General features: G+C 35.0%; 8 protein-coding genes, 1 pseudogene and 1 riboswitch. Of the genes and pseudogenes, 8 read left to right on the top strand and 1 reads right to left on the bottom strand.

What is annotated here, in order from left to right:
• Positions 1–38: 38 nt before the first annotated feature.
• Both C568_RS0110025 and C568_RS32785 read left to right on the top strand, forming a co-directional pair.
• A complete protein-coding gene (locus C568_RS0110025; RefSeq protein WP_018765378.1) occupies positions 39–314 on the top strand; it encodes a hypothetical protein in 276 nt (91 codons plus the stop codon).
• Between the two features lie 64 nt (positions 315–378).
• Positions 379–537, top strand: a pseudogene (locus tag C568_RS32785) (phospholipase); the annotation flags it as partial.
• A gap of 465 nt (positions 538–1,002) precedes the next feature.
• Here C568_RS32785 and C568_RS0110015 read toward each other — a convergent pair.
• Positions 1,003–3,444 carry a PAS domain S-box protein gene (locus tag C568_RS0110015; protein ID WP_018781408.1) on the bottom strand — a complete coding sequence of 814 codons (2,442 nt, stop codon included), beginning with the start codon at positions 3,442–3,444 and terminating at the stop codon, positions 1,003–1,005.
• A gap of 378 nt (positions 3,445–3,822) precedes the next feature.
• Positions 3,823–3,971, top strand: a riboswitch (cyclic di-AMP (ydaO/yuaA leader).
• 141 nt (positions 3,972–4,112) lie between these two features.
• Here C568_RS0110015 and C568_RS0110010 point away from each other — a divergent pair.
• The 6 genes from C568_RS0110010 (at position 4,113) to nheA (ending at position 13,353) form a co-directional block, all read left to right on the top strand.
• Positions 4,113–5,939: an APC family permease gene (locus C568_RS0110010; RefSeq protein WP_003196822.1), complete on the top strand. Its 1,827-nt coding sequence runs from the start codon at positions 4,113–4,115 to the stop codon at positions 5,937–5,939.
• Between the two features lie 662 nt (positions 5,940–6,601).
• Positions 6,602–8,125, top strand: coding sequence for a sensor histidine kinase (locus tag C568_RS0110005; RefSeq protein WP_018781407.1), 1,524 nt, complete (start codon positions 6,602–6,604; stop codon positions 8,123–8,125).
• Positions 8,088–8,762 (top strand): response regulator, encoded by a 675-nt coding sequence (locus C568_RS0110000; protein WP_018781406.1) that lies wholly within the window; start codon positions 8,088–8,090, stop codon positions 8,760–8,762. Before C568_RS0110005 ends, C568_RS0110000 begins: the two co-directional genes overlap by 38 nt.
• 445 nt (positions 8,763–9,207) lie before the next feature.
• Positions 9,208–10,092 (top strand): hypothetical protein, encoded by an 885-nt coding sequence (locus C568_RS0109990; protein WP_018781404.1) that lies wholly within the window; start codon positions 9,208–9,210, stop codon positions 10,090–10,092.
• A gap of 38 nt (positions 10,093–10,130) precedes the next feature.
• Complete coding sequence (locus tag C568_RS0109985; RefSeq protein WP_029427110.1) at positions 10,131–11,231, top strand: hypothetical protein; 1,101 nt, start codon at positions 10,131–10,133, stop codon at positions 11,229–11,231.
• A 961-nt stretch (positions 11,232–12,192) separates the two neighbouring features.
• Positions 12,193–13,353: a non-hemolytic enterotoxin subunit A gene (gene nheA, locus C568_RS0109980; RefSeq protein WP_018781402.1), complete on the top strand. Its 1,161-nt coding sequence runs from the start codon at positions 12,193–12,195 to the stop codon at positions 13,351–13,353.
• Positions 13,354–13,396 lie beyond the last annotated feature (43 nt).

Here is a 13,396-nt window from a genome sequence, read left to right as displayed (position 1 = left end):
TCTTGAAACAAGCTACAGCATAAGGAGAGGTGATTACATTGATTAAATTTGTCCAAGTTATGTTCGGTAAACCTTGCAAAAAAGGTGATACGTTCCAAATTAAATTTGCACGTTTTGTTTATTGGAGTGCAATTGTAGGCTACTTTTTTGCGGTGATTCTTTTTGGGATAGCTTCACTTTTTAATAAAATATTCATTCCATCCCTTGTAGGCTCTTTGTTGTTTCCGTTTATATTTAGATTGGTTTATTATGTGAATTTAAAAATGAATGGTCTCGAAAAAGAAGGTGGATATAAAAAAGTACAAATCAGGTAATTGTATATGAACATTCAATATTTTATCCCGCTATTCGCCGATAGTAAGACTCTCACCTTAAAGTTCAACGAAAGGTTGGTTTATAAAAGCGGCTGTGTCACAAGACTCTGCTGATAAATGGCGTGCTGAGGTAACACCAGTAACAGGAAAACGCTTAATAGAAGCGCAACGTATTACAGCTGGATATATCCATTTATGGTTTGATACGTACGTGAATCAATAAGAATTGAACTACCCCCACCTTCACTTCGTTTAGAGGAGGGAGTCTTCTCGGTTAAAATGATAAACTTACACATGACACAACTTAATAGAAAGAGAGGAGCTCTTACCAGAAAGGCCCTCTCTTTCTATTAAGTTCATTCGATCAATTTGTGTATTACAATCATGTTTGGTATACCAATTGTCTGTACAACAAGGATGTCTTTATTAAGATACGGCAACGATTCTAGGAATAATCCACCATATCTAAGAATTTTCCCATTTATGTTTCGAATTTGCTGGTATTTTTACACTATCATCAGCTTCTAATAGATATTGTTCTTCATTTTTTTAAATTAAATTATCCATAATATTTAAAATGAAAAAATTTCTTCTTCTAAACTATAGAAAAGAAACTTTTTACTTTTGAGATGTTTTTATTTTTAAATTTCTGGTGATACGGTGGTACCTAAAAAGATAAATAAGAATATTAGTTTTCGAGAGTAGATATAGGAAGATTTACATTGATTGTCGTTCCTTTACCTACCTCACTTTCAATAAGTATCTTTCCTTGGTGCTTTTCGATCATTTTATAACAGATCATTAATCCTAAACCGATACCATCTTCTTTAATACTATAAAATGGCTCTCCTAGATAAGGTATACGATCTTTTTCAATTCCGCATCCGTAATCAGTAAATCGAATGTTTACCTGGTTTTTATCAGGTATATATTCGATTTGAATCAAGACTTCCCCTCCCATTGCTGTCGCTTCAATCGCATTTTTTAAGATATTTATAAAAACTTGCTTTAATTGATTTCCTTCACAAAGGATGAATGAAGTATCAGATGTAAACTCAGTTGTAATTTGTATGTTGTTCATCATTGCTTGAGGCTGAAGTATCATTACAACTTGTTTCATTAATACATTAAGATCATTTGTTTTAATTTCTAACGCCTGAGGCTTTGCTAGTGCCATAAATTCATTTGTAATACTTTCTATTCGCTCAATCTCTGATAACACGATATCTATATAATGTTCATTTTTCTTATTTTCCGATGATTTTAGTAAATGCATGAATCCTTTCATTGCTGTTAAAGGATTGTTAATTTCATGGGCAATTGCAGTGGCTAATTGACCAACTACAGCAAGTTTCTCTGATTTTCGTAATAATTCCTCTGTTTTTAACCGCTCAGTGATATCTCGAGAGATACTCAAGAAAACGTTTTTGCCATTCAAGTTAAAAACACGGACACCAAACTCAGTTGTTATTGTTTTTCCTGTTGGAAAAACAAATTCATCTTGCAAAGTGAAAGAAGTTTGCCCTTCTCTAATTTTTTTTATTACTCTTTTGACCATTGGAGAATCTGGCGGAACGGTACTAGGAAATGGCATTGAGAGAAGCTTCTCTCTACTATATCCAAATCTTTTACACCCAACAGGATTTACCTCTATAAATCCTGTTGGAAATTGATCCTCATTCAGCTCTACTACATATACTGCGTCAGTTGCTTGTTCGATTAGTGCACGGTATTTCATTTCACTGTCTTTTAATTGTTGATGTAATCGATGGAGTTCTCTTTCTGCTTGTTTCCTTTCAGAAATGTCTCTACAAATTCCTGATAAAGCAATTACATTGCCCCTTAAATCTAGAATGGGTGAAACCGTCAAGCTTACATCAATTAGAGTTTTATCTTTTCTTTGTCTAACTGTTTCTAACCTAGTAATAACAGGGTCTTGTATATTGGTATTTTTAATATTTTTTATAAATTCTAAAGTTTCATTCATTAAAAAATCAGGTATGCAAGGTAATTTTTTTCCCAAGATTTCTTTTTCTGACCATCCAAATATCTTTTCATAAGCTTTATTGGCTTGTATCATATGTCCATCTAAATCAAATATAGTGATAGCATCTACGTTATGATTAATAAATGATTCCAGCCGATCTTTCGTCACCTTTAGTTCATCTTCCGCATTTTTTCTTTTCGTTATATCAACAGTAGAACCAACTACCTCAATAACTGTTCCTTCTCGTTTAACAGGCCTAAGAGAGAAAAGTATAATAGTCTCATCATTGGGCCATGGCAGTTCGAAACTGACTTCTTCACCATCCCATGCCTGTTGATAATATTTTAGTAGTCGAGGAAGTAAATGAAATGAAATAATGGAAGAATCTATGGTAAGTAAACTTCTTCCTACCACTTGTTCTGAGTGAAACCCATGTTGATAAAATAACTGCCCATCACACATAGTATGAATAAAATTTCCATTTACTTTTTTAAATTTAAAAATACCTCCTTGCAATTCATGTACGGTATCCCTTAATTCTTGCTTGGATTCTAGTAATGTTTCATTCGCTTTAGTTAAATTTTGTGTTAAACAATATAATTTTTGATAGGACTCCATAAGAAAAATACAGATCAATAGTCCAGAAGATATAAATAATGTACCTTGAATGTCAAAAAGTATAAGAGGTATAGAAGGAAAAAAGAATCCGAATACCAAATGGATCATAGCTATATAAACAGCTAGATAGAGAAAGACTCTCTTAAAGGGATGAAGCTTCTTGAGATAAGTTTCAAAAATAGTATATATAGTAGCTATTCCTAAAGAAACAATCAAAGATGGTCCCCAATTACCACCAAGATAGAAAATGCGCATAATTATAATAAATGTTATTGTAATCCAACCGGCCGTACGACCAAAATAAATGTACGAAATTATAAGAGGAGCCATTCGGAGATCATAAAACAATCCCATGTGCTTAAAATTAAAGACCATCAGAATAGCAGCTATGATACCGGCAACTACTCCTCCGTATAGCCGGTTTAATTTAGAATTAATATTCAAAATCAACACTCGAATGAATATAGCTGAGCTAACTAGGAAAGCAAAAATAGATAGATTAATGAAGAATCCTTTGAAAATCATGTAATATTCCTCCTCCCATTGAATATATTCGACAAAAAGTAAGGAAATCCTACAAATAAAACGGGTTTTAGATTTAATATTTCGAACAATAAGGGTATTAATAGGGGAACTGATAGAAGTAATCGATGGGTCTAGATATATGTATACTGTAGTTGAAAAAGGGTGAAGTCTATTCATTAATAGATAGCGTATATATAAATAATTTGATTGTGGTGCAAAAACTTCAAAAGCTAATTTTATATGATGCATTATATTCATTCACGAAGTAATACCCTATATAATCATCACAATTTTTCTATTTCTAAAAATTTAAGCCATTGTTTAAAAATTTTTGTTTACTTTTTCTAAATAAGGGAGTATGATAATCGACAGTTTCGAATTTCTAAATCGCTGAAACCTGATGGTACGGGGGAACCGTTTTTATGGATTGATACATAATCCAAGGGGTGAATCCTTGCAAAAGAGGTAGGGCTACTCACAGGCCCGAATCCGACAGCTAACCTCGTAAGCGTTATATGAGAAGGAAGGTGGAGCTTGTGCGACAAAAAAATTAATGTCTACAAGTCTATTTGTTATGGCTTGTAGACATTTTTTGTTTTCTGAAAAATAGCGTATTAATTTGACTAAAAGAGAAATGTACGTACAAAGTTATTGGAGAGTGGACAGCAGTGGTTTCAACTATAAAGAGGTTTTTAATTGGAAGACCCTTAAAATCAACCGAATTAGGAGAGCAAAAGCTTAATAAAACGAAAGCGTTAGCGATTCTATCTTCTGACGCATTATCATCGGTTGCCTATGGTCCGGAGCAAATATTGATTGCTCTATCTACAGTGGGGGCGTTAGCATTTTGGTATTCTATTCCAATCGCAATAGGAGTCTTAGTTTTGCTAACAGCTCTAATTTTGTCTTATAGACAAATTATTTTTGCCTATCCTCATGGCGGGGGAGCATATGTAGTATCAAAAGAAAATTTAGGTGTTAATCCAGGATTAATAGCTGGAGGTTCCTTATTAGTAGACTACATTTTAACGGTGGCAGTAAGTGTATCTGCAGGTACAGATGCTATTACATCTGCTTTTCCTAGCTTACATGCTCATAATGTAATTATTGCTATTATCTTTGTATTATTTATTACAATTTTGAACTTAAGAGGAGTAACGGAATCAGCTTCTATTTTAGCTTATCCCGTTTATTTATTTGTTTTAGCGTTATTTATATTAATCGGTGTAGGTATATACAACATTGTAACAGGTGAAGTCTCACCTAATTTGCATACACCAATTGGTACACCAGTAGCAGGGGTTAGTTTGTTTTTACTTTTAAAAGCATTTGCATCAGGTAGTTCTGCTTTGACAGGTGTTGAAGCCATTTCCAATGCGATTCCAAACTTTAAAGATCCGGCTCCTAAAAATGCTGCTAAAACGTTACTTGCGATGGGCTCCTTACTTGCAGTGTTATTTTCAGGAATCGTATATTTAGCTTACTATTATGGTATTACTCCAAGTGGAGAGGTAACAGTTGTTTCACAAATTGCCGAAGAAACATTTGGACGGAACTTCATGTATTTCTTTATTCAAGGAACAACAGCGTTGATATTAATACTTGCTGCTAATACTGGTTATTCTGCTTTTCCTTTATTAGCAGTTAATCTTGCAAAAGATAAGTTTATACCTAGAATGTTTACAGTTAGAGGAGACCGATTAGGGTATTCAAATGGAATTATCATACTTGGAATTGCTTCAATTCTTTTAATTATTGCTTTCCAAGGGCAAACAGAACATCTCATTCCACTTTATGCAGTAGGCGTGTTTATTCCATTTACGTTGTCCCAGTCTGGAATGGTGGTAAAATGGATTCGTGAAAAGCCTCAAGGATGGATTTTAAAATTAACGATTAATTTAACGGGTGCTATTATTAGTTTTATAGTTATGAGTATGTTCTTTTTAACTAAGTTTTCACAAGTTTGGACAGTCTTAATTTTCTTACCTGTCATTATTATTGTTTTTCATCGAATTAGAAAGCATTATGAAGCGGTAGGTGATCAATTAAGTCTTAAAACTTGTGAACCAATTGTGCCGATTGAAGGGAATGTCATAATTGTTCCTGTTGCTGGGATGACTCATGTAGTAGAGAATTCATTAAATTATGCTAAATCCCTTTCACCAGATCAGGTCATAGCTGTTTACGTTTCTTTTGAAAGAGAAGATGAGAAGAAGTTTGAAGAAAAATGGAAGAAATGGCAGCCTGAGGTTAGACTGGTGACACTACACTCTCATTACAGAAGTATTATTCAGCCGCTAACCAAATTTATTGATACAGTTCAATATAAAGCGAGCGAATCAAATTATCGGGTTACTGTAGTAATACCGCAATTTATTCCTAAGAAAGGCTGGCACAATATTCTTCATAACCAGTCTAGCTTATTGATTCGTGCATTCTTGCTCTATAAGAGAAATGTAGTTATTACGACTGTACCGTATCATTTGAAAAAATAAAGATTATAGAACAAGCAATTTCTAAGGTAGCTTTACTTATGTAGAGCTACCTTTTTATACAAATAGGTTTTATATCTTATCTTTGTGTATCCAATCCTTATGTTAAATTTGGTATTTCGAAACTTTTTACCACTCCAAAAGTTATTCTTTCTAACCTTGTTAAAATTCCTATCCATTTACTTTCACCAATTATTTGAACGACCCTGGTTTTTAAAATGATTATCTACATTTTATGAATATATTTACTACTATTAAGGCAATAAAGATATATAGTTTTTGATTTTTTCTTTAAGAATATTATTACAAAAGTGCATGTTCCACATCCACATTCGTCATTAAGTAGAAGGGGGGAGTTTATATCTGTTTCTCCATACCAATCTATCTTTTTAAGAAGTTGTTAAAATAGAGTGAATGATAAGACGGAAAAGGATCTGATTTACAGAAGAGCAAGGAGAGGATATATTCGTGCATAAATAATTTTAAGGGTACGCTAGGAAATTTCTAATTTATCAAGAAAAATTAAATTTAGAATGAATGATATAAAGAAGCTTCTTGGGGGGAGGAATGTTAAATTTCAATACATATTTTATAGTAGGAAGTAGATTTTAGTGGGAATTGAACAATACGGTGGTCACTATACTTTCAATTAGGAAGGGAAAAACATGAAATTTTTGTCTCGTTTTGTCCGGCATTTCCGCCGCTTGCAGTGGAAACTGACTTTATTTTATGTATTAACAACCATTGGTGTTCTATTAACCCTTGAAGTGGTAGGCTTTCTTATTTCACTTAGTCTAGTGAAATATAATGCGGACCAAATGTTTGAACAACAGATAAGCATACAGGCCCAAAATATATCTTCTAACTTTAATGGACCATTGATTAATCAAAATCAACTGAAGAAGGCATTAGAAGATTGGCCCATAGAAGTAGGGACTGAATTCGATGGATTTTCTGTGGTGACTGATCCAAATGGGAAATTACTTGCAAGTGCTGGAGAGAATGTGCCTCAGTTTATTGATTTTAAAACAGAGTTCCCTGCGAAAGTTTATCGAAATATATATACAGCTCTGTCACTGAAACCATCCGAAGCACGTAAGTTAAAAACATATAGCTATCATAAAGGTGGGGTTTTATATATTGTTGCTCCGTTATCTAATGAGAAAGATGTTCTTGGGGTATTAGTAGTTAAAGCAGAAAACATACATTTTTCTTTGTTCGATTTTTGGAAGGCTACTTTTCAGTTTTTTGGATTTAGTATTTTGGCTTTCTTTATTGGTGCAGCAATTGTTGGTATTACTTTTGGAATTATCACCTCTCGAAGTCTCGTTCGTCGTATTCAAAAGATATTAAACTCTACAGATCAATGGAGTCAAGGAGATTTCACAACATTTGTACATGATCCTTCAAAGGATGAATTAGGGCAGTTGGCATATAAGTTGAATCAAATGGCGAAACAATTACGTACCTTACTTAGAGTGCGGCAAGATTTAGCGACACTTGAGGAACGCAATCGATTAGCTCGTGAGCTACATGATAGTATTAAGCAGCAACTGTTTGCTACATCTATCTGGCTGAATACTAGTAAATCCCTTATTGGAAAAGATGATGATATCGCTAAAGACCATTTACTAAAGGCAGAAAACTTGTTACATCAAACGCAGCGGGAGTTAAGTGCATTAATACGGGAATTACGTCCTGTCGCACTTGAGGGAAAGAATTTGGCACATGCATTAAAAGATTATGCGGGGATGTGGCAAGAACAAACGGGTATCATGGTTAATTTGGAGACAAGTGGACAGCAACAAGTATCCCCCATTATTGAAGAAACATTTTTTCGCATCACACAGGAGGCACTGAATAATGTTGCACGCCACAGTCAAGCAAATATGGTAATGATTCATCTAGAGTGCGAAGAAGTAGTAACTCTTTCTATTCATGATAATGGTTGTGGGTTTGATATGCAAAGGGGAGCTCGACAAGGAGTAGGTTTGTCCTCTATGCGTGAACGGATTCATGCGTTAAAAGGGAATATCGATATCCAAAGCGGGATAGAGAAAGGTGTGAAAATTACCGTTCAATGTAAACAAGCAGACATTTGGGAAGATAACAATCCGAATGCCAATGGTTATTTAGAAGAGGTGACAGAAAATGGAGAAGGAAGATCCGATTTCGATTTTAATTGTTGATGATCATGCAATTGTAAGACAAGGATTGAATACTCTGTTCACAATTCAACCTGACTTTCACGTGGTTGGAGAAGCAGAGAATGGTGAGAATGCTACGGACCTAGCTGCTGAGCTTGTGCCAGATATCGTACTCATGGATTTAGTGATGCCGGGTATCAATGGTGTAGAGGCGATACGAATGATTAAACAAGTTAGTCCTCGTTCTCAAGTGATTGTGTTGACTTCTTATCATGAGGACGAGTACATTTTTCCAGCGTTACGTGCAGGGGCGATATCATATGTGCTTAAAGACATTGAGCCTAATCAATTGGTTGAAACGGTAAGGAGAGGCGTACAAGGCGAATCCATTATGCATCCACGGGTGGCTGCACGGGTTGTTAATGAGATTCGTGCTACGAAACAGGCATCTCCTGATCCATTTTCCGAGCTAAGTGAACGAGAATTGGAAGTATTACGATTGATTGCTAGGGGACTCACGAATGCTGAAATTGCTGAAAGTCTTTTCATTAGTGGAAAGACAGTGAAAGGCCATGTTAGTAACATTTTAAGTAAGCTTCATATGCTTGATCGTACGAAAGCTGCTGTTTTTGCATGGGAACAAGGGTTTATGCGTCCGAATCAGGAAAGCGATTATTGATTTATATTTAGAAAGTTCTCAACCCAATTCCTTTACATGGAATTGGGTTTTTGTTTTCTAGCGACATTTACAAGAAGTGGGCCTAAAGCCTTAATCATGTAAACTCCTGTTTATAAACGGATCTTTAGACCTGTTTATAAACAGGTCCGTGGATTCGTTTCAAATTGTTTCTCCTATTATAGTATGAACTTACTCATCACTATCCACTAAGGAGTTGGAGACTATGGTTTTTAAATTAAATTATATACGACAGTCGACTGAGAATAACTCAGAATACACATTGAAAGATAGGAAGAGGAATCAAAATAAACTGCTGTCAGATTGGCATAGATGGGTTGCTTATATAGCTGCAATCTAGTCTTTCTTGTATGGGATTTTGGGGCTTTATTGGGCTTTAGGAGGCGCAGGATTTCCTTTTAGTGAAAATGATTCAAGAGGGGTTATGATGGGATCATTTTTAGCAAACATACAATCAGATGTGGGAGGAGTGACAATCGTTTGCATTGGAGGGATTGGAGCAATCGCTGCATTGGCTACAATCCGAATGTGGGGGGGAATGATTCCACGTGCAGTCCTGCTCATTTTCGCATGGATAATGTGTATGACTCTAGTGTTTGTGATTCCTGATGTCCGGGTATTACAGAATTTCGCTTATTCATTCATGCTACACTTTCAACTCATTGATTGGTCTGTAATAAATCAACTTCTATGTATGGTAGGAGGATTTTTGTGGGGAGCCACAGCCTTGGCTTATCAGCGGCGGAGCCGGGAAGCATGTGTGAATTGCGGGCGCCAAAAGGAGACTCAGGATAACTCAATTGCCGGAAACAGTTTGGGGAAATATGCAACCTACATTGCTATCGTTATGGCACTTCCTTATGGCATTGTCCGCTTAGCGTGGGCTGCAGAGATTCCATTGGGAGTGAGTGATGCAGCAGCAACATTAATTAGCAATCAATCATTTACGGAACGTTTGATAGAGGTCGTACTTGGGGGATTACCAATATGCGGTGCTATTCTTACATTGGGACTTATCCAAAAATGGGGAGGAAATTTTCCTCGTTGGTGCCTTTATTTGGCTGGAAGACGTGTTCCTATTTGGTTCGCGGTGATACCAGCGACATGTGCATCTGTTCTTATCACTCTTGCGGGATTAAAAATAAGTCCGATTATCATTTTGAAAATATTGGATGGTTCCATCAATACTGGAAATTGGGGAGAATTAGGGCCTTCACTATTTTGGCTTCCATGGGGAATAGCATTAGGAGTGGCAACTCTTGCTTATTATCAAAGAAGGAAAGGCCAGTGTGGATTTTGCGGAAAGTTTTAGCATTTGAACTTTCTAATAGAAAAGGGGTGGTTTTCGAGATGTTAAAGATAAAGAAAACAAGTGAAACCGGAATTCATATTGTTGAGCGGTTATCGCTATGGCCAAAATGGATTGGGTATGTTGCAGGTGCGTGGTCGTTTATGTATTTCATATTAGGTTTGTATTGGGCGTTGGGAGGAAAAGGTTTTCCACTTGGGATAGGGGATCCACATTCTGAATACTCAATGCTAGCTGGTTTGAGGCCTGAGATCGGTGCACCTATGATGGTTGGATTTGGATTAATGGGAGTCATTGTAGCTGTCCTGATGACTCTTGGCTGGGGCAAGGGACCTTTCCGAATGATGTTGCTCACGTTTGTGTATATGTTAGTAGCAATTCTATTATTTGCAGTTATCGATTACCGTATTTTGGCGACTGCGGCGTATGGAATTGTCTTTCTGGTTGGAGCGCCATTTGATTTTCCATCTGAAGCTAATTTTTTTGAACACATGATGTATGGGACGGTTGTAAATCAATATATTAGTATGCTCGGATCCTTTCTATGGATTGCTACTGCTTTAGCCTACCAACGCCAAATACGAAATGCTTGTCCGTATTGTGGCCGAAATAGTAATCCTTCTAAATGGACATCACAATCCTCAGCAGCATCTTGGGGGAAATGGTGCACTTACATTGCTATTATAATTCCCATCTGTTATTCCATAACAAGATGGTGTTGGGCGATAGGCATTCCACTAGGAACGACTAAAGAATTACTTGATTCTTTTGAACGTGATTCACCTGGAATTTGGTTAATGGGTGCGTCTTTGGCAACCGTAGCGCTTGGAGGGGCAATTCTTACGCTAGGGCTTATTCAGCGATGGGGAGAAATTTTTCCGCGTTGGTTTCCATTTGTTGCTGGTAAGCGTGTACCTCTTTCATTAGCGATTATCCCGGCTTCACTGGTTTCCATTATGGTTACTTCAGCTGGTTTGATGTACATCCGAGGTTTTATTAATAAAGGGGGCCTAGATCATAGGGGATGGGCATTGGAAGGTCCAGAGTTATTATGGCCAATTTGGGGAGTGGCTCTGTTTGGCGCTACGATAGCTTACTATTATCGGAGGCGTAATAAATGTAGACACTGTGGTAGTTTGTAGTATACTTTGCTAATCAAAAAATAGAAATAGAATAGGATTTCTCAGTAAACTTGACCATTTAATTGGTGCTAGTGAGCGCTCGCTTTTAGATAATGAATATAGGATATAGATGGGACTTACTACCTATGAATAAAAGAGCAGAAAGGGAATGTTTTTATCAGGAGGATGATTAATTCATTTTCTTTTTTATAAAAAGAGAAAATGAATTGTTTTCTGTAAGGGAGAAAAAGTTTTAAAGTAAGGAAATCTGCTTTGTGAAAAGAGTGTATGCATAATTGCATACACTCATAATAGTTATATCGAAATAATAATTGCTATGGCGATTCTTTTAGAGATAAAGGTGCTTTTCAATGAAAAATACTCTTATTAATATTTTATAAAGTTAATGTTACTTTATATTGAAATAAAGACAAAAAGCCTATGGAATAGCGGAAGAAAAAATACACCTTTACGATAAAAAATAGCTGTGTTTAAATGAGGCTACAGTATAAAACTTAAATTTAAACACAGCTATTTGTTTCATAACCTTATTAATGAATTGTGAAAAATGAATAATATTTTTGTGTAACATATGCAATCTTCTTTCTTAGTTTTATAGGGAATTGGAAGAAGATTCATGGTAGGAAATTCATTCAGTAAATAAAAGGTATGATGAATAGCTTATATGATTTAGTTTAAGTCCAAGTGGTGCTATATTTTAAATCTAATGAATCGAAAGAGGTGGATATAGTAAAATATGATTTTATTTTCTTATTAAGATAGTAGTTCTAATTTGAATCAAAAAAGTAAGGGATGAAATCGCTAATAAGGAAATATAAAAACTAATAGAGTTCATACCTATTCGAAAAAGATTGAATACGTATGGAAACGTTTCCTATATTTGTCTATTACAAAGAAATGAACAGTATTAAATCTATATAAAAAAATATAATTAGTTACTAATATATTAGGAGGAGTTAAAGTGAAAAAGACTTTACTTACAGGGCTATTGGTTACGGCAGTATCTACAAGTTGCTTAACACCTATAAGTGCTTTCGCAGAAAGTAATCAATCAGAATTTAAACAAACAAGTGTTCAAAATATTACGGCTAGAAATACATTGTCAAATTCGATAAGAACTTTAGGGGCAAACACTCCTTTAATACAAGCTTACGGATTAGTTATTTTACAACAGCCAGATATTAAAGTAAGTGCTATGAGTAGTTTGACAGATTTTCAAAAGATCGCAAAAACGAATGTCCGTGAATGGGTAGATGAGTATAATCCGAAGTTAATGGATCTAAATCAAGAAATGATGAGATATAGTACAAGATTTAATAGCTATTATAGTAAATTATATGATTTAGCTGGAAAAGTGAATGAAGATGAACAAGCAAAAAATGATTTTGTAAGCGCTTTCGGTAGACTCTATAGTCAATCACAAACAATTCAAGATGACATGGAACAAACTTTACTTGAGTTAAATCGTTTTAAAGCTTTATTGGATAAAGATAATGCAAGTCTATCTCAAAAGGCTGACACAGCAATTCAATCATTAAAGGGCTCAAATGGAGATATTGTACAAATAAGAGCGGATATTAAAAGAATTCAAGAAGAGATTCAAGCGGAACTTACAAAGATTTTAAATCGACCAAATGAAATTATTAAAGGCTCAATTAATATTGGGAAACAAGTTTTTACAATTACGAATCAAACAGCTCAGACAAAAACAGTAGATTTTGTATCGATTGGATCTCTTAGCGATGAAATCGTAAATGCTGCAGATAGTCAAACAAGAGAAGCTGCGAATAGAATTCAGCAGAAGCAAAAAGAATTACTACCACTTATTCAAAAGTTATCACAATCTGAAATTCAAGTAACTGAAATTACATTTATTGAAGATCAGGTAAAAAGTTTTACGGAGCTAATTAATAGACAAATTACAACTTTGGAGTATTTGGTGAATGATTGGAAGTCAGTGAATGAAACTATGCTTCAAATGAAAGAGAATCTTGCAACAGGTGTTTCTATTGATAGTAGTACATTCCAAAAACAATTTAGTCAACTTAAAAGATTAAATGATGAGATGGCTAAACAAACGAAGCAATTTGAAGATTACGTGACAAATGTAATGGTACATTAAATTTCTTGCAGACAATACATCACAATAATTAATGATATAGGGA

Origin of the sequence: Bacillus sp. 95MFCvi2.1 (assembly GCF_000374965.1) — a bacterium.
GTDB lineage: Bacteria > Bacillota > Bacilli > Bacillales > Bacillaceae_G > Bacillus_A > Bacillus_A pseudomycoides.
This window is presented reverse-complemented; position numbering and strand designations above follow the sequence as displayed.